This window comes from Vibrio algarum (assembly GCF_028204155.1).
GTDB lineage: Bacteria > Pseudomonadota > Gammaproteobacteria > Enterobacterales > Vibrionaceae > Vibrio > Vibrio algarum.
The window spans coordinates 2,426,055-2,449,719 of record NZ_JAQLOI010000001.1 but is presented as its reverse complement, the minus strand read 5'-3'; the positions used below and the strand labels follow the sequence as shown (position 1 = coordinate 2,449,719).

The window sequence follows — 23,665 nt, the reverse complement described above, 5'->3', positions numbered from 1 at the left end:
CCAGTAAAGACTGACCGTTTTTTTAACGAGTTAAAGTGCGCTTGCTACTTTATCTGCTACTTCCGGAGTTAACCATTTACGCCAAATTTCAGGGTATTCAGAAATGAAGTACTCCATTGCACCTTCACCATCTGCTTGGTTCTCTTCCATCCAAGCGAGTAGGACACTCATTTCTTTATTGGTAAAGCTACGCTTATTCAAATAGTCAGTTATTTGAGGTTCACGAGAAGCAAAAGTTTCGGTAATGATGGTCGCAACCGTCGATGGTGGATACATGGTCACTTTTGGCGACTCGCAATCATCAATAGTGGTACACGTAAGAAACTCTTCTATATCGATACCAGAACCGAAATCAACTTTCACCATTTCATATCGACCAAAAATAGCAGTTGGAGCCCAGTAATAACCAAACCAAGCTTCCTTACGAATATTTGCCTTAGCAAGCGCGCCGGACAACCCGGCACTTGAGCCTGGGTCTATCAAATCAAAACCGGCTTCCTCTAACTTTAGAGCGCGAAAAAGATTGGTTACTGAAATTTGGCAATTCCAACCGGCTGGGCAACCATAAATCGCAGATACATCAGGATTTTCTGGATGCTTAAATAGGTCTGCATGTTTTATTACACCTTCAATAGTGGCCATTTCAGGGTATTGATCTACCAAGTACTTAGGAACCCATAAACCCTCTTCACCACCATCACTAAGTGAAGCGCCGCCATAGCGTATCTTTTTGTCCACTACACCTTGATCTAGTAATTTTTTAGTCGCGTTGGTCCACATTTCTGGCGCAATGTCTGGTTCTCCTTTTTCGAGCATTGAGGTACTTGTTGGTGTTGTATCACCCGGAACCAATGACGCTTTACAGCCAAAACCTTGCTCAAGTATAAATAGGTCAACGTTCGCCATAAGGCTTGCTGAGGTCCAGTTCATGTCTGCGATGGTTACTTCGCCACATCCCTCATCAGCTTGTACTGAATGACTTGCGACAAGTAGCAGAGCCAATAATCTGATTTTCATTTCTTACTCCATTTGATGATTCACATCCTTGTTAGATTCGATAGAGTACACAAAATATACTTAGAGCTCAATCTATTAACTTACTGAAAGGAACAAAAAAGAGGAAAGAGTAACGAAGTGTAATATGCATACCTAAAAACCTGTAAACTCGATGTTTTAGGCAGTTTAACCTCGCCATAAGAGGTTGTGCGCTAATGATTTGTTTGCGTTGTTTAATTAATTAACATGCAAGTTAGTTAGAGTACTAACGATTTGGGATGTTGGGTCAGTTCTGTTGGTAACCGCACATTCGACGTCGTTGCAATTGGTGCAAAGCCGAATGAATACTCTTTTTACAGCTAACCAACAGAGTGCGCTTTCATTCCAGTTGAGTACAAACTGTTAGCTATTCTTTTTGAGTCTGGTCTAAGATGTCTGCCCCTATAGTGTGGTCAAGAAGTCGCGGCAAGTCGGGGGAGCTTGTTGTCGTTCTGGTTTAGGATAGTGTTTGTATAAATTTCGTTAAGGTACGCGCTCTTATAAGAATCTCCCACTGAGTTGCGCTATTATTGGCTTAAGTATCAAAGACAAAGCAACATGATTTTTTAGGCAATCAAGCTGGTGGCCGTATCGTTCTTTTTCTGAACACAAACGGCGATTGGCGTGGCTACAATGATACGAGTTCTGTAGGGATCAGTTTTGTTCGATAGGCGAAAGATCAGGATGACGGCTTAGTTGCTGTATTTGAAAATCTATATGGGAATCGGTGAGACTTGCTTCAGTTAAATTCTGAACATCTCATGGTAAAAATAACGGATTATAAATAAATGGAAGAAGTGACAGTAGACCTAGTCAATGCTTTTACATCCAATGGAAGTGGAGGAAACCCTGCTGGGGTCGTTCTAGGTGCTGACAATTTATCAGACGAACAAAAACTGGCTATTGCTAAAAAGGTTGGTTACTCAGAGACGGCATTTGTTTCTGATGACGATACGGAAGACTTTCAGGTCTCTTTTTATACGATAACGGGTGAAGTGGACTTTTGTGGTCACGCTACATTGGCCACGTTTTCCCTTATGTTTCAGAAGTGTATTTTGTCTCCGGGGCAGTATACACAAAGGACAAAAGCAGGTGTACTTACTGTTGATATTCAGTCAGATGGTAAAGTCATGATGCAGCAAAGGCTACCTGAATGGCTGGGTAACTATTCTTCCGAGGATATCGCTCCATTGGTTGGTATAGATAAAGATGTACTGGAACGTGTGAATTTGCCTTTTCAGGCGGTATCTACTGGACTTGCCGACCTCATATTACCCGTTCCTGCGGGTTACCTGGATGTGCTAAGGCCAAACCATGATGCCATCACAGAGTTTTGTAGAAAGCACAATCTGGTCGGTATTCACGCTTTTGAGTTATGTGGCAGTAAAAGCGACTATGCCGCAAGTTGCAGAAATTTTGCACCTCTATTTGGGATTGAAGAGGAATCTGCAACCGGTAGTTCGTCTGGCGCTTTGGCATGTTATTTAACCAGATACCACAATACACAGAACGTGTATTTGTTTGAGCAGGGCAGAGCCATGAATTGTCGCTCGGAGATATCCGCACGTGTCGACGCCGTTGGTTCACAAATCAAGGTCATACATGTCGGTGGAACAGCACAGTTAGTTGGCATCAAGCAAATCAACTTGGAGTAATAAAAAATGATTCCAGTAAATACCTCTTATGTGTCTGGTGTAGCATTATCGGAAATGGATGGTGAGATGAAGATGCTATTGATGAAACGGGTTAAAGGCGGCTTCTGGTGTCATGTTGCAGGCTCAATTGAGGAAGGTGAACTTGGCTGGCAGGCTATTGTTCGTGAGTTTCAAGAAGAAACTAAGATAGTGGCGTCGAAATTATACAATGCGCAGTTTCTGGAACAGTTCTATGAAGAAAACGTCAATGTGATTGAATTGATCCCTGTGTTTGTTGTTATATGCCCGCCAAATCAGAATGTTGAACTAAACCATGAACACACAGAGTTCAAATGGTGCACGTTAGAAGAAGCTTTAGCGCTCGCTCCTTACCCAAACCAACATGCAGTATTTAAGCATGTTTGGTCTTATTTTGTAGATAAGCCAATAAATGCGCTTTTTAGGGTCAAGGTTTAATTAGATTGTTTAGAAACGGGTTACTCATTCTGTATTGATATAAGCCGCAGAATAATGTGACGAGATAACCCTATGAGCGACGCTTCTTTGCTACAATCCAATCAATAAATATTCAGAATGAAAAAATAATAGGTAAGACATGTCTATTTTAGCGAAAGGAACCTTGAGTAAAATGCGTGCCAATTTAGGTGATGCGGTGTTTTACCGTTTACCTGTTGGAGACGCAGAGATTGATCTCAATCCTTACTTAGGTCAAGCGATTACACTTACTCACACAGGGAATATCTTCTGCAGTTCATGCGGTAAAAAGACGAAAAAAAGCTACTCGCAAGGCCACTGTTTTGTATGTATGAGGAAACTGGCTAGTTGCGACATGTGTATTATGAAACCTGAAACGTGCCATTACGATCAAGGTACATGTCGTGAGCCGCAATGGGGCGAAGAAAACTGCATGATTGACCATTATGTGTATCTTTCTAATACCTCTAGCTTAAAGGTTGGTATCACGCGTCATAACCAAATTCCGACAAGATGGATTGATCAGGGAGCCACCCAAGGCCTTCCTATTTTCAAAGTGAAAACTCGTTATATCTCTGGATTGATAGAGATAGAACTTGCGAAGCATATCTCCGATAAAACCAATTGGCGGACTTTATTAAAGCAAGACGGTGAGGCAATGGATTTATCCGAAAAATTTGCTGAACTTCTTCCTTTGGTCACCGAAAAGGTAGAAGAAATTAAGCAGCAGTTTGGAGCGGACGCGATACAGCTGTTAACCGAACCGACCACCGAGATACATTACCCAGTAACTACCCATCCAACCAAGATTAGTTCACATAATTTTGATAAAACCCCAGAAGTAACAGGCATATTACAGGGTATTAAAGGGCAGTATTTAATTTTTGATACTGGCGTAATTAACATTCGCAAATTTACTTCTTACGAGGTTGAAGTGAGCGTTTAGCTAGGAATATAGAATGCGAACCGTTGACTTGATGTAGGTAATACGGGGCAAAGCATCATAAGAACATCTATTCTTTATAATTCTTTTGTTCCCACGCGCCCGCGTGGGAATACATATGTGATTTAAAAATGAGAATGCCCTCGTAACCAATTGAGCAACAAACAAAATTATAGTTTTGACACATATCACAATCCTTCAGCCTTATTAAATCCCTATTAGTTTTATACAACGAAGCTGTATATTCTTAGAATAATCAGAATTAAGGCTAAAAGTGATGTCCATGCCCTCTACTTTTTATGATGAAAATTCTCGTCAACTTTCTAAGCAATATAATGATTTGGAGTTCGAGACGGTACACAATTCCTGGAGTATGTTTTGGCCAAGCAGAGGTGAACGCGTATTAGATGTGGGCGCGGGTTCTGGTCGTGACGCATTGTGGATGGCAAATCGCGGTGCTGATGTTATCGCGATAGAACCTTCATTATCGATGCTTTCTGAAGGAAGAAAAACAACTGGAAGTAAGGTTACGTGGTTATCTGATGAGCTTCCATCTTTAAAAAAAATCGAAAATTTAGCTATTCGCTTTGATCTAATATTAGTCAGCGCCGTTTGGATGCATTTAGCACCGACACATCGAGCTCGGGCCTTTCGTAAGTTATCCAATTTATTATCACCCAATGGTAAGTTGGTTATTTCTCTGCGGCATGGTGAGTTTTCCGATGGGCGAAAAGGTTACCCAGTTTCGGTCGAAGAAATAGAGGTTTTTGCCAAAGATACCGCTCTACTGGTTAAGCATATCTCTAGCTCAGAAGATAGCCGAGAAAGAAAAGAGGTGACGTGGCAAACCGTCGTAATGTCTTTGCCAGATGATGGTTCGGGCGACTTGAACAAAGTGCGACACATCATTGTTAATGACAGTAAAAGTTCAACTTATAAGTTGGGTTTGCTTCGTGTGCTTTTGCGCATTGCAGACGCACATCCTGGGTGTGTAATGGATCGTTCTGACGCAGAGGTGTCAATACCATTAGGGCTTGTCGCACTATATTGGATTAAAGCCTATAAGCGCTTAATTGATAGAGAAAATCTACAGCAAAATAGTAACAGCAAATTAGGGTTAGCCTTTATTACTGCGGACGGTTGGGAAAAAATACCCCACCTTTTGGCTGATGATTTAGCTGTAGGTAGCCTATTTTATGGTGAAGAGGCGAAAGCGATTCAAAAAACGATTCAAGCTTCTATTCGGACAATGAAAGAAGGCCCAATCAAGTTTATCTACAGTGGATCTCTGGTTGATAAAAACCAAGAATTTACCATGCAACCGCCATTGAAAAGAAGAAGAGAGCAATCAAGTATATGTCTCGATAGTGCGTTCTTTGAGAGTTTTGGTGCCTTCGTGCTTAAAGAGAGCTTGTGGGACTGTTTTCGTTTATATAATTCATGGATTGAACCCTTGGTCGTTAATCAGTGGGTTATGCAGATGCAGCGATTTGAATTAAACAAACAGAACAAAATAATGCTGCAAACTTATCATAATGCCTTGGTGTGGCTAGAAAAAGATCACGACACTAAAGACGTGCGTAAACGAGTAAAAGAATTACAGGAAAATAATGTTGATCTTACTAGTGTGTGGAGTAATACAAAGCTAACTCAAGATTATCACGTGGATCACTGTTTACCTTTTGCTTATTGGCCTAATAACGATAAATGGAATTTGTTGCCGACCACGAAAAAAGAAAACCTTAACAAAAAGGATAGGCTTCCAAATCGGGTTCGCTTAGTTGACTCTAAACATAGGGTATTAGACTGGTGGCAACTAGCTTGGGGAGATGACATAAACCATTCTCAACGGTTTTTTACAGAAGCATCCCTATCGCTGCCGAATATCCCCCCACAATGCAGCGATTTTGAACAAGTATTTGAAGCGATGGGGCTGCAAATCAGCGGGGTGAAGAGTCGACTATTGGTTGGAGAGTGGTGAGTATTCACAAAGTATCATTCAGAACCATGAATCTGACTAAAATGCTCATACAATGTTTTTTCACCATACACAGGTGCAACCATGTCGCGAGCACAAACAGTAAGGAAAAATTCGGAAGGTCCGCCTAAACGTTCGGGTAGAGATGAAGCCACAAACAAAGCGGCTTTTCTAAACCAGTCTGGCAAGTAAGTGATTTTTGGCTTTTTCTTTTGGCTTCTAAAAGCAATGTCAGCAATTTCAGACATGGATAGAATTTCAGGCCCTCCGATACTAAGTTCCGTTTCGCTCACCTCGATGTTTTCTAAACAGAAATTTGCGAGGTCGCTTCCGTGAATAGGATTGAGCTTGATGGCACCTTGTCCAAACACGTACGCACGACCACTTTTCGCCATGTCATAGAATGCTTCTAAATCTGAAAAAAACCATTGGGTCGTATTACGCAGGGCTCTAGTGTTGGAGATTTGAGCAGTTTGGCGGCAAAAGTCTCTTTGGCCTTTAGTAATCGGACATCGAGGTAATGTGGTGCGTTGAAAGCAGAGATATAAATAAATTTTTTTACCCCAGCATTTTGCGCTTCTTCGAGTAGATTGCAGTTTGCCTGATAATCCACGTCCATATAACTTAAACCATCTTTTTGCTTGGTAATACCCACGCAAGAAATCACAACATCAATATTCTGACAGCAACCATACAAGCTTTCCGGGTCGGTCACCTCAGCGATTCGAATTTGCGACTTATCTAACCCAAGTTGTGTAAGTTTGTTGGTGTTTCTTGCAAGGGCTGTAAATTCTGTATTCGATGCCTTTAAAGCGTTGACAATGTAACTACCAAGATATCCCGTAGCACCGGCAACTAAGACCCGTTTTGTTGTTCTTTTCACTGAATGCTCCAATTTATTGCAATGGTTATAAGAACTATAAACGAAATCGTATGAACGAAAATCACCACATGTGGTGATTTAACAAATTTCCATGATTGATAAAGTAATTGTAAATTAATATGGATGAGAACGATGGCCATGAATGTAATGAGAAAAGCTCAGATATCGCTAGCTGTTAATGTTTGTTGTTTTGCATACGGGCTGGTGATTTTGGTTGCTGACTTCGGCTATCTAACGGACTCAAGCTCAACTAGCCAACAGACTTTAACCATGCTGCTCCAAGATGTCCGTCTTTATGTCAGTTGGAATGTGGTTGTCTACTTGATTTACGGTGTGTCTTTATTTTTCCTAAGTCTTTCCCTTTTTTCACTGACGAACAAACATTCCGTGGAGAGAGCCTATGGGTTACTACTGGCAGGCGGTATTTGGTCTGGATTTATGCTGCTTAGTGGTGGAATATCAATTGAAACGATAAATAGAGTTTCCGAACTTTATCCACTAAATAGTGAAGCTGCTACAAATCTTTGGATGACGGCTAGAGTTATTCAGGAAAGTGCAGGTGGAGGGAACGAAATCATTGGCGCATTATGGGTTTATATGGTGTCACTTACACTACCAAATCAAAAAGGTTTGCTGCGAACAAGTCGGTTAATAGGGTTTTTGGTAGCTATATTGGGGTTAGGTACGATAGTTGAGCCTGGCGAGATCTTTGCTAGTCTATTCGGTATATTACTAATAGTGTGGTTTCTTCTTTTGTTTAAGGTTCTTCCTGCCGCTTTTGGTGACGTTTAATCATGAAATTAAAACTCCTTTTTACGATAATGATAGTCATGTTGGAGCGCTTTACTTAGCCAATGCTCTTACTCTTACAGGAAACAGCTTAACGGCTATCGCAATTCCTTGGTTTATTCATGATGTTACTGGCAGCGCTATGGCTACCGCCGGTGTGGTTTTGGCTGGGCAACTGCCTCATATTCTGGCTAGTTTGTTTAGTGGGCCGTTTATTGACCGGTTCTCACCACTAAAAGTAAGCATAGGTTGTGACGTTATTAACTTTTTGGCTGTCGTCGCTATTCCCTTGTTTTATAGCGTTGGTATTACCGATATTTTATTTTTGACCGTTATGGTGTTTCTCAGTCAGGTTTTCGATATTCCGGGGAATACGTCGAAGCAGGTCATGCTCGCAGATATGATAGACAGATATGGTTTACCTAGAGAAAGAGCCAATGGTGTTAATTCTCTTATAGAAACTGGATGCGACGTTATTGGGCCGGTGATTGCAACTGGATTACTTAGTCTTGTTGGGGTTCTATCACTATTGTATTTGGACGCTATCACTTTTTTGATAAGCGCTTTTTTAGTTGCTCGGTTTATCAGATTGCCGAAAAAAATACATGCCGATTTAAAGCATTCCGGGTATGTTCAGTTGGTTCAAAGTTGCAAATGGGTATTGAAAAAACCAGCCTTGATAAGGCTGGCTGTATACGGCTCATTGTTAAACCTTATTGCCGTAGCTTTGTTGGCGTTGGTCATTCCGGTTATAGGTAAAGAGGTGTTTCAAAAACCAATGTGGCTAGGTATTTGGATGAGTTCGTTTGCAATAGGCACCGTTGTATCCGCTAGCCTGTATACACTGTTAGGCACAAGGGCTAATACCGTAAAACTGCTGCAACTGGCACCAGTGCTCCAGTGTTTAGGCTTAACTCTGATGGCATTTTGCTTGCTGTTCTTTACATCATCAATAACAGGAGGTGTGTTAATCGCAACAGCACTGTTTGTTTATGGTAGCGGGCTAGGTGTGGGCGGTGTTCTAGATGCCATTGTTCTGCAGACGAATGTGACATCAGTGCACCGTGGTACGGTGTTTTCATTATTTGGCACGGCGCGCTATGCCGGTGTTCCATTTGGTCTGTTATTGGCAGGCTATTTTCTGGAGCACCTCTTATATGTGGAGTTGATATTTCTGCTATCTGGCATATCTTTAATAGCTAGCGCGTTGTGGTTAGGGGCTCGCCACACTATGGATGAAACCACTTCAACGACGGATTTAACACGGACAACTGATGAACATTAAGGCTGATTAGTGATCATAAAAACAAAGCTTTACTGCGCGCCACCCAAATCAGGTTATGTTACAAGACAGGCTCTGCTTGATAGGCTTGAACGAGTAACTGAAATGAAGCTTACTCTTGTCTCTGCTCCCGCAGGGTTTGGTAAATCGCATCTTCTGGCAAGTTGGAATGCCCGAAGAAATAGACGTGGTTGCTGGCTATCTTTAGACCGGAATGATAAGAACACTGACACCTTTCTTACCTATTTAGTCGCAGCCATAAGAGAAATGGACAGTGCGCTTGCCGATGAAGCCTGGAATTTGGTTCAAGCACATGCAGAAACCAATTATGAGAATGTAGTAGCAGCCCTAGTCAATGAACTCACTTACTATCCGGGTGACGTTGTTTTGATTTTGGATGATTATCATCTTGCAGAATCGGTTACGATCAACAAGATAGTCAATACCTTATTAGATCGTCTACCCCGTAATGTTCATTTGGTGTTAATCACTAGATCAGATCCTGCATTGTCATTAGCGAAGTTAAGAGCACACGGTGAACTGCTGGAAATTCGCTCGGCTGATTTGAGATTCACCGATACTGAAGCCTGCGATCTTTTCAGATTGAATAACGATGTTGATATAAACAAACATAACGCTGGGGTAGTAAATCAAAAGACAGAGGGCTGGGTTGTCGGGTTGCATTTGTCTTCACTGGCCCTTAGCAACAATAAAAATGTAAATGAAATCATCACAAGGTTTTCGGGCTCTCATACCTATGTTTTAGATTATCTTACCGAAGAAGTATTAACCCGATTGCCAGATGGTATTCGTGATTTTCTACTTGAAACATCAATCTTAAAAGAGTTTTCAGCAGAGCTTTGCAATTATGTATTTGAAATAGAAAACAGTGCGGAGCAACTGGCGTATCTTGAGTTAAATAATATATTTCTTATATCGCTGGACAATGAACGCCACTGGTATCGATATCACCACCTGTTTGCCGATGTTCTTAGTATCCACGCGGGAATATCAGACAAGCGACAACAAGAACTGAACTGGCGTATTGCTACTTGGTATGCCCAAGTTGGTCGATTGGCGGATGCGGTTTTGTACGGGTTTGCTTCAGGTAGAGAACTAAAAACGATTCAAATGCTTGAAAGCTACTGGCCAAGTCAGCGTGCTGAAGGGCATGACTCTCAGCTGATTGAATGGTTATCAAATACAGAGCTCGAAGTGATCCAGCAATCCCCTGTATTAGCCGGATATTATGGTCTTGCCCTTTTATCCCATGATCCGGAAAAAGGGATGTACTTGCTGGATACAACCAGAAATTATTTTGAACAGACCTCGCCTCCCTTCACCATTCAAGAAAGCACCAGTTTTGGCATCGTGAATATTGGTGAAGCTTATATTCATGCGGCTCAAGGTAATACTCAAGAGGTGCTGTCTAGGGTAAGGCAAGCACTACAAGTCTTCCCCATTGAAGAGCAAGTGTGGCGAGGCTCATCCCGAGCATTAGAAGGTATTGCTTTGTGGAGAGAAGGAAAAATAAATGAAGCTGAAATTTGCCTGAACGCCGCTGTAGCAAACATGGACAGGTCTAAAGACAAAAGCGCTCAGATAACCAGTCGTTTTTTGCTTGGCGACTTTTATTATCAGTTTGGTTGGCTTACTAAAGCAAAAAGTGTCGTAGAGTTTGCTATCGGCATCAATGAGCAAAATACAGGATACACGATTGAAGGCTGTGCGGATGTGTACCTTTTGCTAGCAGAAGTTGAGTTTGAGCAGGGCAATACTGATATAGCCGTAAGCTTACTTGACGCTGCAGAGCAGTTTGGTTCTTTAGGTTCTATGCCAGAGGCCAAATATCGATATCCGCTTATTGAAGCCAGAATTGCCTTGGCAGATAAACGCGAAAATGATGCTAAGCGTTTATTCTATGAAGCCGAGTCTTTGTATTTAGAAACGCCCAATCCATGTCATCGCCCACCATCGTATTGGATAGGTGTGTATCAGCTGAATAACGGGAACTTAGAAAGCGTAAATATACCTGCTCCTTTCGACAAAAATGTCCAAAGTAATAGTTTCTCGTATCTATTGTATTTATTGGCCGAGCCGACTTCGCAAGAGAAAGTTGAGCAGGCATTATTTTCAATAGAAGTAAGTGAATTTTCTCCGAATATACGGCTTGTTCAGAAAATAGCATTAACCATTGGAGCCAGTGCATCTGGGGATACAACGCTAGCCAAAAAAACACTGGAACAGTTGGTATCGATACAAAATGAGAATCGAAATTCAGTTTGGCCACATGAAATTAAGGCGATCAATAGACTCTTTGAAATATATGGTTTAAAGACAATTGATTCCCTCTTGTCTCAAGCTGCGCCAGCTCTATTAGAGCCGCTAAGCGCGAAAGAAAAAGAAGTCCTAAAATGGTTAGATACCGAACTTACTGGACCTCAAATTACTTCTAAGCTTTTTGTGAGCCTCAATACGCTGCGAACTCATACTAAAAACATTTACTCTAAGTTAGGAGTAACCAATCGCCGCGCGGCTATCAACAAAGCGCGTTCTTACAATATCCTTTCTTAAGGTGATGAAGTATAAATCACATCATGTGGTGATGTGGTGAAGGCGATGAATAAGTAACCTTGTTGTTAAGCAATCAGGCTTAACAACAAGGTTTACTCATGATGACTATTAAAATAAAAAAGCGCGCAATTGTCGGTTTAATGCTTCTACCAATGGGGCTTGCGAATGCATCAGAAAGCGATATGTCTTTTAAAATGTTGCTAGGGGTGAAAACGCTCGAATCTGATTGGGGTAAAGATGACTCAATGGATACTATTGGCTTTCAAATAACTTACCAGCCTACTTCAATTCCAGTTGGGGTCGCTCTGGATTTGTATGGCAGCGGAAATGAAGAAAAAAACAAGGGTGTTAAAACGGAAACCACAGTAGGTGAGGTCAATCTAGGTTTTAGATGGCAACCTAAACTGCTAGCTAATTCATTAGCGCCATATTTAGGTGCGGGTGTTAGCTTTGCTGCTGCTGAACTCCAAGAACTCAACTCGGGTACAAAGAACACGTATGAAGATAATGGTACGGGTTTTTGGGTAGGTGGTGGCGTTGACTATCTTTTTGCCAAACATTGGTCAATTGGTATTGATGCCCGTTATTCCACAGTTGATGTAAAGCTTACTGGAAAGACTCGTGATGCGGGAGGAGTAGGTTGGGGCGCGACGGTTGGGTATCATTTTTAATAATCAGATAGGCGGATACGTATGAACGGTTCAGAAAAGGATGAGCTCAGAATATACAAAATCTATGTGGCAGAACATCTTTCACCAGACTGGCAACAAACATTTTCCAGCCTAGTTATCAGACATATAAAGAGTGGTACATGTATTACCGGCATTTTTCGAGACCAATCAGAACTTCATGGTGTTATTCGTATGGTGTTTAATATGGGGTTGACACTGGAGGCTGTAGTAGAAGAAAAGTCGGGGGAATAAAATTTCTGCACAGGTACGCATTGTTCATCGCGAGTGCGCTTGGTTAAGTAGGTGCCTGTGCGGTATTTAAACGAAGCTTTGTGAGTAAAAAATATGACATTTTTAATGGAGAAACGTGAATTATGGAACAGAGTAGTCAGTCCTTTTTAGATAAATACTTAGGAACATTACCCGCGGAAGTGGCGAAAAATCACACTTCTGTAAGCGCTGATTATTTTTGTGCTGACGAATACAACGCGAACGTGTGTGCTGATTTGATCTTACATGGCGAGAAGCGCGCATCATGCAGTATGGCATATTGGTATAGCCACGAAGGTGAGGCGATGCCTAAAGTAGGGCATCTTCAAGTGGTGACTAATTGGGACGGTGAACCGGTTTGCATCATAGAAATAACGTCAGTGAATGAATGTAAATACAGTGAGGTGACGGCTGAATTTGCGGCCGAAGAAGGCGAAGGTGATAAGTCGTTAACGTGGTGGCGTGAAGCTCATTGGCGCTTTTTTAGCCTAGAATGTGAAGAGTTAGGTATTGAGCCAAATGAAGATATGCTGTTAGTTTTAGAGCGATTTAAGGTTGTCTATAAGTAAGAATAACACTCGCTATAATAGAAAATGTTATCTGTTAGATGCGTTTCTAGGTTCTATCTAGTGGATACAGCCATTCTATACTGTGTTTTTCAAATACATTTCAAATTCTGCGATAGGTACGGGCTTGCTGTATAAATACCCCTGATAAACCAGACAGCCTTCTTTTTCCAAAATGGTTCTTTGTGCTACTGTTTCGACGCCTTCGGCGATGGCCTGTAGCCCAAGTGCTTCAGACATTGAAATTATGGTTCTCACGATGGATCGGTCGCTAGGATCTGACTCCATGTCTTTAACAAAAGACTGGTCAATTTTTAATTGACTCAGTGGGAGCTTTTGGAGGTATTTGAGAGACGAGTATCCTGTACCGAAATCATCAAGAGAGAACGCCACTCCAAGCTTCTTTAGTTCGTTCATTTGAGCAATCGTCTGTGCCATGTCATTTACGAGCATACTTTCGGTTAACTCTAACTTTAGCGTGCCATTTATTAGGTCATACTTTTTCAATAATTCGCGGGTTTTAGTGACAAAATCAACTTGACGAAACTGGTTGTAGCTTACGTTGACCGAGAGTGATAGATGTTGGGTTTCTTTACGCTTCTGCCAATGACTCAATTGTTCGCAAGCGGTTTTTAAGACCCAATCACCGATAGGAATAATTAACCCCGTTTTTTCTGCAAGGGGAATAAAAAGATTCGGTCCGATTAGCCCTTTTTCAGGATGTATCCAACGAATTAGCGCTTCTGTACCAATGCATTGACTAGACTGATTTACTTGAGGTTGATAGAAAAGCTCAAACTGTTTTTCAGTGATGGCAGTACGCAGTTCGTTTTCAAGACTAAATTGATTGGTCACTTCTTCTTGCATTTCAGGGTCAAAAAAACAAGCGGTATTTTTACCGGACCGTTTCGCTCGATACATGGCTATGTCAGCCTGTTTTATTAGCTCTGATTCAGACTGCGAATCATTATTAAATAACACCACGCCGATGCTGACACTACTGCGGTATTGATGTTGGTGAAGTGAGTAAGAACAAGCAAGAGTTGTGAGCAATTCATTCACAATATACTCTGCCTGACCCTTAGCTTTAGTATTTGACTCATCTAATTGAGGTAATAAAACGACAAATTCATCGCCACCAAAACGCGCCAGAATATCGTCGACACGAAGACACTGTCGGATACGAGAAGCCGCTTCTTGAAGAAGCGTGTCGCCATATTCATGCCCATGGATGTCGTTTATTGTTTTAAAGTTGTCAATGTCTAAGAAAAACAACGCATGATAGTGACTAATGTGCTTACTGGAAGTAATCGTTTTGCGAAGTTGGTCGAGCAAGAAAAAACGGTTTGGTAAACCGGTCAAAGTGTCATGATTTGCTTGTTTAAGTAATTTTTTCCTATTTTGCTGTTCAGATTTGGATATTGAACGAATGAGCATAAATAACGCGGTGTTATATAGCGCAAATATAAAAAAACTGATGAAAAATCGGGTAATGAAAATATTGAATATATACTGTTTGTCCATCTTAGACACAAACCAAAACTCAAGGTATGGGTCATAATGAGCGACAATTTGAAATGTTTTATTCGTCTTTTTCAGTTCATAATCGAAAACACTGAAATAGTGTTTGTCATTGGTATGTTGCTCTAAAGAGGCGAAGTATCGGTCATCGACCGGTGAGGTGTAATTTACGCTTTCACCTTCCGTGCTAAATTGAATGAACTTATCACTGCGTACTATTTCTACCTGATGATAAGGTTTTAAATCGGTATGCCCTCCAAAGATAGGGGTATTGTCTAATTTAATACCAGCAGTCATCACCGCAATAGCTGGTGATTCGTCACGTGGTATGAAAATAGCTTTACGGATAGGCATAGCGAAAGTCTGGCTTCCCAGTGCTTTTATCGTATATGTCGGTCCAGTATGAATCTTCCGGCTGTCTCTTGCTTCGATAAATGACTCTCTGGTCTGCTCGAGTTTCATAAGATTTGGCACTTTACTCAAGTCGAAGTTAGAACTCGTTATCAAAGGGCGTCCGTTATAGGCGGCAAGACCGAGCCCCAAAAAAGCGGGGTAGGTATTCATTGTATTATCAAGAACGGAGTCGTGAATGGGATGCTGTGGCAATTGATGTTGAGTGATAAGGTGAACCCCAAGAATATCAAGTAGTGATTCCTGTGACTCGAAAAATGATAGGACTGAATTGCTAAAAAGCTCAACATGTGTTTGTTGTTTGCTTAGTACAATCGCCTTGCTTGAAGTCCAGTTGTAATATGTCACACCAAAAAACATAGTGCATGACGTGATAAAGATGATGACAAATATCATCCAGATATTCTTTAAGCGTCGCGGTTGATTCATACCGTTAAGTTACCCTAATCACTATTCCGTTTATTGTCTTGCCCGTTAATTTGGCGCTGATTAAACGCCCTCGAACTAACTTTTACCGCTTGCTAAACTGTTTTACTAAACGTTGAAGGCTCTCTAAGTCGGCAACGAGCTTTTGTGTTCTTTCGACGGATTCTTCGGAGAGTGATTTTGTAGAACGTGTCGCCTTTTTCATTCTGTGGGTGTGATCGGTAATGGTTCTCGCGACATTAACTTGTTCGGATAGCGCTTGCGAAACGTGCGTACTCTGCTCCCCTATATGAGTAATATCATCGACAATAGCTTGAAAAGCAGATTTGCTTTCATTGGAAAGTTCGACACTACGTTCTGATGAAGTAATGCCTTCTCTCATTATATTTCCGGCTTGGAGAGCGGTTTTTTGGAGAATGTCTATCCGTGAGCGGATCTCTTCAACAGACTCATTCGTTTTGACAGAAAGCGAACGAACTTCATCAGCAACGACAGCAAATCCTCTTCCGTATTCACCTGCTCTAGCGGCTTCGATAGCGGCATTAAGTGCGAGCAAATTAGTTTGCTCGGAAATACCTTGAATCATGGCTAAAATGTCTTCAATACTTTCAACATTGGTGTTGAGCTTATCAAGTGTCACTGACGAGTCAGCTAATTGTGCCCCCAATGTTTGAACAGCATTAACGGCATTATCTACTTTGGATTCACCTTCTTTCGCTTTTTCTCCTGCGCTACGTGCAAATTCGGTTCTCTTTTCGGCCTGCTGGGACACGTCGTTAACAGAAGCAAGCATCTGTTCTGCAGATTGCGCGATAGCATCCGTTGCAATGTCTTGTTCCTGAAGCTCACTATCTATTTTCTGGCTGTTTGCTGATTCAGTTTCAACAGTGGTTAATATATCTTCTGAGGTTTCATCAGCACGAGAGGTAGCCGCTCTAAGTTCCGCTTTTTTCATCATCATTGCCAGCTCGACGCGTGATAAGTCGTCGCAATGGCCTGTATAGGGCTGTTCCATTAGAGGGTTGTCATATTGATCGGTGGCGTGTTTATTTACCGAAGAAAGACGCGTTCGAAAGCGCATGGCACACATCAATTGTAAAAGACAGATAAGAACAGATAAGGTCAAAGCAACATTCCCACTGTATAGCTCAACGTGATGAAGTAAAACCGCGATTAAATGGACAGGAATGAGCGCAATGACAAGCGTTAGCCAATGGATTCTTCTTGGTGTTACTGAACCTGATTTTAGTTTTTTGTATAAGGCTTCTGCTCGTGATATCTGTTCATCTGTTGGTTGTGTCCGTACGGATTGATATTCATAAACGTTACCGTTTTTATCCATAATAGGTGTCACGAATGCCGAGACCCAATAGTGTCCAGAGCCCTTGCATTTATTTTTAACCAACCCCATCCAACTTTTTCCTGATTGGATGTAAGCCCATAACTGACCAAAAGCTGCTTTTGGCATGTCTTCATGACGTATGACGTTATGTGGTTGGCCTTTTAGTTCTTCTGCCGAGTACCCAGCAACCTGGCAAAAATCTTCATTGCAATATGTGATGTGGCTATCTTTGGTCGTGGTAGATATCAAACTGTCCATTTCTGAATACTTAACTCTTTCATCTGACATATAAAGCCTTTGATTTTTAGTGTGTTAATGTTGTTGGATTGGGATTGAAGAGATTAGAGTTTAACTTTGTCTTGGCGGTTAAGAAAGTATTTTTATTTACCAGCTCAATAACTCCAGCATCCGCATAGGTGGGTCGAATGGCTGGTGAGCTTTGTTTGTCATTTAACGTATCTCTTCAACACGGGTTTAAGGTGTGTGTCCTTGTTCGATTTCCTTGTTCGATTTATGTGTCCTTGTTCGATTAAAATGACAATATTGTCATAGTTGTTGCGAGAACAGCGTATCAGGTGACATACTTTCATTCGTCGCCTAAGGACCCAACTCAATGAATATATTGCTTGTCGAAGATGAACAAAAAATAGCGGATTTTATCTGTGACGGTTTGCGTGCAAAAAATTTTGATGTCACACACTGTTCCGATGGCAATCAAGGTTATGAGGTAGCAAGTAAAAATACTCACCATGTTATCATTCTCGACATTATGCTCCCGGGCCGTGATGGGTTGGATATTCTTCGCTCTCTTCGTCAAGCAGGTATAGATACGCCAATTATTCTCCTTACAGCGCGTAATGAATTGGGTGATAGGGTTCAGGGTTTAGAGATGGGTGCAGACGACTATTTAGCAAAACCTTTCTATGTGGAAGAATTAAATGCTCGTATCCATGCATTACTCAGACGCCACGAAGGTACGCAACAACACGTGGTTGAAGTAGGCTCCTTAAGACTTGATTGCATTAATCGAAGTATCAACTGTCACGATCAATCTATCGAATTGACTAGCCGAGAATTTAGTTTATTAGAACATCTGATGCGTTCACCGAATCAAGTATTAACCCGGGGGCAATTGTTGGAGCATGTTTGGGGGTACGATTTTGACCCTTGTACCAATGTGGTGGACGTGTGCATTAAACGGATCCGTCGCAAACTTGCTTCGCTAGAGAGTGCAGGAAAAATGGTGGGTGCAATTGAATCGGTACGCGGTACTGGTTACCGTTTAACCCCTCGTTAAGGTTATTGAATGTATTTTCGCACTCGCATTTTTACCATCTCTATTCTCACCGTGAGCGCAGTGCTTGCAGTGGTGGTTACTCTAAGTTGGTCGCGTATTATGAAGGTGGAACTTGATCATCTCGATTCTCGCCTTTGTATGGAAGCAAAACGTATTATGCCAAAGCATGGTATAAATAGTCCCCCGCCAAATTTGTTGATGTCAAAAGACAGAGAGTTGTCAGGTAGCAAACTGATTGACGACTTAGTGGACAAGCTACGTGTCAGTTCTTCTGAGCAATTAATGATATTGGTTGAATCTAATAAGGATGGCATCTTAACAAAGTCGAAAGGTGATGATGTGCAGCACATCATCAGCAATCTAAATTGGATTGATGCAGACATATCAGAACCACCCAGTAGCAAAAGAAGCGAGCCGCTTTGTCAGTATGCGTTTTTTGAACACCAGAACAACCAGTGGCGCGCCAGTTTTTATCAAACCCCAACGACGCAGAGCTTTATGGCTGTTGACGTTGCTGCCACGAACCGTGAATTAGAAAGTACCTTACAATCGACAATAATTGTTGTTATTCCTTTCTCACTATTACTTAGTATTCTTGGAGCATGGTTTATCGCTAGCAATACCATTCGGCCGATAAATCGCTTGCACAAGTCGATGGCGTTGGTGACCCAGAAAGATCTCAGCCACCGCTTGCCTGAGCACAAAGAAGATAAAGAATTTAAATTACTCATCAATACTTACAATACTATGCTGAATCGATTGGAAGAAAGCTTTCAGCAAACGTCACGCTTTACCGCCGATGCTGCCCATGAGCTTAAAACACCTCTAACAGTGTTAAGAGGCAAGCTTGAACAAGCGGTTAATTGTGAAAATCCTTCCCAATTAGATCTTAATGCTATTCTTGACGAAGTGGGGCACTTGTCGGCGATCACTCGTAAATTGTTACTACTTTCGCAGGCCGATTCTGGATCTATGGCGCTTCATCTAGAACCGATAAACATGACCGAGTTATTAGATGAACTGACAGCCGATATGGAGTTGCTTTCAGATGATCTGATACTGCACTGTTCTATTGAAAAAAATCTTATTTTAAAAGGTGATATCGTTCTGCTAAGGCAACTTTTTAATAATTTGCTAGTCAATGTCATGCGCTACAGTATTTTTGATAAAGGAGTATCCATTCAAACCAATTTGACAGGAACCACTTTAGAAATTCGTATTAGTAACGCTTGCCAGCCAATTTCAAACGAAGTTAGGAACCAGCTTTTTGAGCGCTTTTATCGAGGAGAACCAGACTATACGCAAGGTATATCTGGTAGTGGTTTAGGGCTAAGTTTAGCGAAAGAAATTGCCCGTGCGCATGGTGGTGATCTTATTCTTGAACCAAGTGAAAACGATGTTTTTTCTATGAGGTTGTTGTTACCAATCGTTAAATGACAGTATTGTCATCCATCTCCGAATCCTAATCGATAGACTTAGGGTAACTCATAAAATAGTTACTTTAATCGATATGGAATTTAGGTTATGCATGCAAAAATCATTGTCCCGATTGTAACCCTGACACTGTTTATTTCTGCGGCCACTAAGGCCAATGAATCCCTCGAACTGACCAGCCCCGCTTTTTCCGATGGAGCGTTATTACCCGTTCAATTTACCTGTGAAGGTGAAGGTATTTCGCCACCGTTAAATTGGAGCGGTGTACCGGATGAAACTCAGAGTTTGGTTGTGATTATGGATCATATGCCTGACACGAGGGTTGATTCGAAATCAAAGTTAGATCTAGAACCAGAGTTAGATCTAGAACTAGAGTCAAAACCAGAATCCCAATTATCTAGTAAGGAAGAAAATAGGCCACCGCCCCCACCAAAATCAGCTAAGGCTGAAGGGTTACGCTGGTATTGGACAATGTACAACATCCCTGTGGACACTTCTGGTGTCACTACCGGAAACTCGGTTGGAACCCTTGGTGGCAATGTCGTTAACAGTAACAATGAATATTCACCACCTTGCTCCAAAGGCCCAGGAAAAAAGAACTACTCTTTCCATCTTTATGCCCTTTCCAGTCTCTTAGATATTTCTGAAATAGAGCCGGTTTCAGAATCAACGCTCAGAAAACATATGAGTGGTTTAATTTTGGATTCAGATTCTCTAACCGTTAGCTTTACGCGAAGCTGCCAATCGCCACCAAAACCTCGATTAAAGCCAAACTCAGAACCGAGCGATCACACAGAAGAAAAAGAACCTAAGGAGCCACCATCTGGAATGCCACCGTGCGCGCCCGTTATCGATTCGCTCGTTACATCGAACATTGAAAAAAAATAACTTAAGAAAACTCAAGAGATTCAAATGAAAAACAGTATTAAAAAGACATTGGTGTTGCTTGTTCTCGTCGGAGGCATCGTTGCAGGTGTTGGGTATAAATACACAATGGAGGGACAGGTTCAGCGTGTGTTTACTACCGATGTAGTCAAACGTGGAGATATTGAAAGCGTGGTGCTAACTAACGGTGTGCTATATCCGTCCAAATTGGTTAGCGTCGGTGCTCAGGTTTCAGGTTTGATCGAAAAAATAGATGTTCAGTTAGGCGATGAGATAAAGCAGGGGAGTTTGATTGCCCAAATCGACAACCTAACGCAACAGAATGCACTTAAAGAAGCAGAAGCCTCGCTCAAAAGTATTGAAGCACAGTACCGAGCAAAGCAAGCTCAGATAAAAGGCGCATTGTCGGAGTTCAATCGCAAGAAAAAGATGCTTAAAGATGGTGCTACGTCTCAATCGGATTATGACACTGCGGAATCGACGTTGGCCGTTTATCGAGCGGATCTGGATCAGTTAAGTGCTGAAAAAGAGAAATCGATTATTAGTGTCGATAATGCCTTGCTGGATCTTGGTTACACGACAATTAGCTCCCCAATTGATGGCACGGTGATTTATGTATCAGTGGAGGAGGGACAAACCGTCAACAATAATCAAGGTACGCCGAGCATTATTGAGTTGGCGCAATTAGATGTGATGACCATTAAGGCGCAAGTTTCTGAAGCCGACATCATCAATGTGAGGGCTGGCCAGGAAGTTTATTTCACAATTTTGGGTGCAACTGGCAAGAAATTTCACGGAACGTTAAGAGCGATTGAGCCGGGTCCGACACTGTTAAATGGTGATGATAGCGACCTTATGATCGGCGATGATGAAGCGATTTACTATAACGCGCTCTTTGATGTAGAGAACCCAGAAAATATGTTGCGTATCGGGATGACCGCTCAAGTATCGGTTGTTTTGCAAAGCGCTGAAGACGCCTTGCTTGTCCCATCACAAATATTGGTTGAGAAGCCGGGGCCAACGCCGTCTTATCAGGTTCAAGTTAAACGTGGAGAATCTGTTGAGTATCGAGATGTTAAAGTAGGTATCAACAATAAAGTGTACGCTCAAATACTGTCTGGCCTTAACGAAGGTGAAGAGGTGGTTGTCGGTGAGTCGACTGGTTCTAGTGTGACGGTTTCTGGACTATCGTTAGGCGCTTCTCAACAGGGCGGAATGCCTGGACAAGGTGGTCCCGGACCAGGCATGGGGCGATAAGATATGGCTGAAGCACTTTTAAATATTGTCGGTGTCGGCCGTTCTTTCTACGCTGGTGAGCAGGAGCTGACGGTTCTAAAAGATATTAACCTGCAGATTCATCGTGGTGAGATGATCGCTATTATTGGGACGTCTGGTTCAGGTAAATCGACCCTAATGAATATCCTTGGTTGCTTAGATAAGCCGAGTAAAGGGAGTTACTTCATCAACGGACAAGACACGTCTGTTATGGGTGAAGACGAGCTTGCGAAACTTAGACGTGAACACTTCGGATTTATCTTTCAGCGATATCATCTTTTAGGTGATTTAACCGCTTTAGGAAATGTGGAAGTTCCAGCGTTATACGCCAATGAAGACAAACAGTTACGACAAGAAAAAGCAACAAATCTTCTTACCCGTCTTGGTTTAAGTGATCGGCTCGATCATAGACCAAGCCAGCTTAGTGGTGGCCAGCAGCAACGAGTCAGTGTTGCCAGAGCATTAGTCAATGGTGGTGACGTAATTCTTGCGGATGAGCCGACTGGTGCGTTAGACAGCAGTAGTGGCGAGGAGATGATGAAGCTTCTTCAAGAGCTACACAAAGATGGTCATACCATTATTTTGGTTACTCATGACCCTCATGTGGCCGGGTTTGCAGATAGAGTCATTGAAATAAAAGACGGCGAGGTGATTGGTGACCAGCAACATCGCCCGATGGTCGATCTTAGTCAGTCTGTTGTAAGCCGTGAAGCTTCAAAAGAAAAAAGAAAAAAGCAAAGTTCACCATAAATTGGACAGGATATTTTGAGGCACTGAAAATGGCGATGCTTGCCATGTCCAACCACCGTTTACGCACCTTTCTTACTATGCTGGGTATTATTATCGGTATTGCATCTGTTGTATCGGTTGTCGCATTAGGCACAGGGTCGCAGCAGGCAATCTTAGACAATATAGCCTCAATGGGAACCAATACCATTGAAATCAAGCCCGGAACAGGGCGAGGAGACCGTCGTTCTGGCCGAGTTCGTTCGCTGACCGCGGAAGATGCGGTGGCACTTAAAACATTACCATTTATCGACAGCGTTACACCAACGGTGCGAGCGAATGTGGCTATTCGCTATTCTAGTGAAACCGTCAGTGGCTCGGTTCAAGGAGTGGGTACGGAGTTTTTCCGTGTGCGGGGTTATGATTTAGCGCAAGGGCAATACTTTGGTGAAGATAGCGTCGAAACATTGGAACAAGTTGCCATTATTGACGCAAACACAGAAGAAGAGCTTTTTTCTGATGGTGAGGCGCTTGGCAGCGTCATTTTTCTTGGGCGTCTTCCTGTTCGGGTGATTGGCGTAACAGAACCGATTGAAAGTGTGTCTGACAACAGCGATGAACTGAATATCTGGCTACCTTATACAACGGTCTCAGGGCGAATCTTTCGACAAAATTATGTCAGTGATATCACCGTAAGAGTTAAAGATGATGTCTCTAGCGATGCAGCAGAACAAGGCATTATTAGCCTACTGACCATGCGTCATGGGTTGGTGGACTTCTTCACTATTAACACCGACACGGTGCGCAAAAGTATTGAGCAGACCTCACAAACCATGACCATGCTTATTTCGGCTATTGCGTTTATATCTCTGGTCGTTGGTGGTATTGGCGTGATGAATATCATGTTGGTATCTGTAACAGAGCGGACGCGAGAAATAGGCATACGTATGGCGGTGGGCGCTAGACAGACTGACATTATGCGTCAGTTCCTGATTGAAGCGGTATTGGTCTGCTTTTGTGGTGGGGCATTGGGTATTGGACTTGCTTATATGGTCGGGGTCATCTTTGCCTACACTGGCAGCGACTTCCAGATGATTTATACCAGTTCGTCCGTCATTGCGGCCTTTGCCTGTTCGACGCTAATAGGTATTTTATTTGGCTATCTTCCTGCCCGTAATGCCGCAAAACTTAACCCTGTTGATGCGCTCTCAAGAGATTAGGGCGAGGA

Annotated in this window: 17 protein-coding genes and 3 pseudogenes; 16 read left to right on the top strand and 4 right to left on the bottom strand. The window is 42.2% G+C overall.

All coding sequences use genetic code 11. From position 1 onward, the window contains the following. Positions 1-30: 30 nt before the first annotated feature. The gene (locus PGX00_RS11480; protein ID WP_272136364.1) at positions 31-1,017 is read right to left on the bottom strand and encodes an ABC transporter substrate-binding protein; all 987 of its coding nucleotides are present in this window, start codon (positions 1,015-1,017) and stop codon (positions 31-33) included. A 560-nt stretch (positions 1,018-1,577) separates the two neighbouring features. Between PGX00_RS11480 and PGX00_RS11475 the strand changes: the two are divergent. The 5 genes and pseudogenes from PGX00_RS11475 to PGX00_RS11455 form a co-directional block, all read left to right on the top strand. After that, positions 1,578-1,766: pseudogene (locus tag PGX00_RS11475) on the top strand (VOC family protein); the annotation flags it as partial. A gap of 57 nt (positions 1,767-1,823) precedes the next feature. After that, the gene (locus tag PGX00_RS11470; RefSeq protein WP_272136362.1) at positions 1,824-2,690 is read left to right on the top strand and encodes a PhzF family phenazine biosynthesis protein; all 867 of its coding nucleotides are present in this window, start codon (positions 1,824-1,826) and stop codon (positions 2,688-2,690) included. A gap of 6 nt (positions 2,691-2,696) precedes the next feature. Next, positions 2,697-3,146 (top strand): NUDIX hydrolase, encoded by a 450-nt coding sequence (locus tag PGX00_RS11465; protein ID WP_272136359.1) that lies wholly within the window; start codon positions 2,697-2,699, stop codon positions 3,144-3,146. A gap of 139 nt (positions 3,147-3,285) precedes the next feature. Continuing rightward, a complete protein-coding gene (locus tag PGX00_RS11460; protein ID WP_272136357.1) occupies positions 3,286-4,110 on the top strand; it encodes a DUF2797 domain-containing protein in 825 nt (274 codons plus the stop codon). A gap of 274 nt (positions 4,111-4,384) precedes the next feature. Next, positions 4,385-6,088 carry a class I SAM-dependent methyltransferase gene (locus PGX00_RS11455; protein ID WP_272136355.1) on the top strand — a complete coding sequence of 568 codons (1,704 nt, stop codon included), beginning with the start codon at positions 4,385-4,387 and terminating at the stop codon, positions 6,086-6,088. A gap of 14 nt (positions 6,089-6,102) precedes the next feature. Here the strand turns inward: PGX00_RS11455 and PGX00_RS11450 are convergent. Beyond that, a pseudogene (locus PGX00_RS11450) lies at positions 6,103-6,968 on the bottom strand (SDR family oxidoreductase). A 132-nt stretch (positions 6,969-7,100) separates the two neighbouring features. Here PGX00_RS11450 and PGX00_RS11445 point away from each other — a divergent pair. From PGX00_RS11445 to PGX00_RS11420, 6 genes are all read left to right on the top strand, one after another. Continuing rightward, entirely contained in the window at positions 7,101-7,760 is a 660-nt protein-coding gene (locus tag PGX00_RS11445) for a hypothetical protein (protein WP_272136353.1), read from the top strand. Beyond that, on the top strand, positions 7,750-9,042 hold the full coding sequence (locus PGX00_RS11440; protein WP_272136350.1) for an MFS transporter: 1,293 nt from the start codon (positions 7,750-7,752) through the stop codon (positions 9,040-9,042). Before PGX00_RS11445 ends, PGX00_RS11440 begins: the two co-directional genes overlap by 11 nt. Before the next feature lie 9 nt (positions 9,043-9,051). After that, complete coding sequence (locus PGX00_RS11435; RefSeq protein ID WP_272136348.1) at positions 9,052-11,613, top strand: LuxR C-terminal-related transcriptional regulator; 2,562 nt, start codon at positions 9,052-9,054, stop codon at positions 11,611-11,613. 98 nt (positions 11,614-11,711) lie between these two features. Further along, the gene (locus tag PGX00_RS11430) at positions 11,712-12,284 is read left to right on the top strand and encodes an outer membrane protein (RefSeq protein ID WP_272136346.1); all 573 of its coding nucleotides are present in this window, start codon (positions 11,712-11,714) and stop codon (positions 12,282-12,284) included. 21 nt (positions 12,285-12,305) lie between these two features. Beyond that, positions 12,306-12,536 (top strand): hypothetical protein, encoded by a 231-nt coding sequence (locus PGX00_RS11425; protein WP_272136345.1) that lies wholly within the window; start codon positions 12,306-12,308, stop codon positions 12,534-12,536. Positions 12,537-12,658: 122 nt separating this feature from the next. Further along, positions 12,659-13,123: an ASCH domain-containing protein gene (locus PGX00_RS11420; RefSeq protein ID WP_272136343.1), complete on the top strand. Its 465-nt coding sequence runs from the start codon at positions 12,659-12,661 to the stop codon at positions 13,121-13,123. A gap of 75 nt (positions 13,124-13,198) precedes the next feature. Here PGX00_RS11420 and PGX00_RS11415 read toward each other — a convergent pair whose 3' ends face one another. Beyond that, positions 13,199-15,481, bottom strand: coding sequence for a putative bifunctional diguanylate cyclase/phosphodiesterase (locus PGX00_RS11415; RefSeq protein WP_272136338.1), 2,283 nt, complete (start codon positions 15,479-15,481; stop codon positions 13,199-13,201). Positions 15,482-15,563: 82 nt separating this feature from the next. Then, a complete protein-coding gene (locus PGX00_RS11410; RefSeq protein WP_272136336.1) occupies positions 15,564-17,108 on the bottom strand; it encodes a methyl-accepting chemotaxis protein in 1,545 nt (514 codons plus the stop codon). 325 nt (positions 17,109-17,433) lie between these two features. Here PGX00_RS11410 and PGX00_RS11405 point away from each other — a divergent pair, with 325 nt between their 5' ends. The 5 genes and pseudogenes from PGX00_RS11405 to PGX00_RS11385 all read left to right on the top strand — a co-directional run bounded on the left by PGX00_RS11405 (position 17,434) and on the right by PGX00_RS11385 (position 23,657). Then, complete coding sequence (locus tag PGX00_RS11405) at positions 17,434-18,117, top strand: response regulator transcription factor (protein WP_272136333.1); 684 nt, start codon at positions 17,434-17,436, stop codon at positions 18,115-18,117. A gap of 9 nt (positions 18,118-18,126) precedes the next feature. Next, positions 18,127-19,554 carry a sensor histidine kinase gene (locus tag PGX00_RS11400; protein ID WP_272136331.1) on the top strand — a complete coding sequence of 476 codons (1,428 nt, stop codon included), beginning with the start codon at positions 18,127-18,129 and terminating at the stop codon, positions 19,552-19,554. A gap of 87 nt (positions 19,555-19,641) precedes the next feature. Continuing rightward, the gene (locus PGX00_RS11395) at positions 19,642-20,439 is read left to right on the top strand and encodes a YbhB/YbcL family Raf kinase inhibitor-like protein (RefSeq protein WP_272136329.1); all 798 of its coding nucleotides are present in this window, start codon (positions 19,642-19,644) and stop codon (positions 20,437-20,439) included. 24 nt (positions 20,440-20,463) lie between these two features. Further along, entirely contained in the window at positions 20,464-21,693 is a 1,230-nt protein-coding gene (locus tag PGX00_RS11390; protein ID WP_272136327.1) for an efflux RND transporter periplasmic adaptor subunit, read from the top strand. A gap of 3 nt (positions 21,694-21,696) precedes the next feature. Then, positions 21,697-23,657 (top strand): annotated as a pseudogene (locus tag PGX00_RS11385) (MacB family efflux pump subunit). Positions 23,658-23,665: the final 8 nt, after the last annotated feature.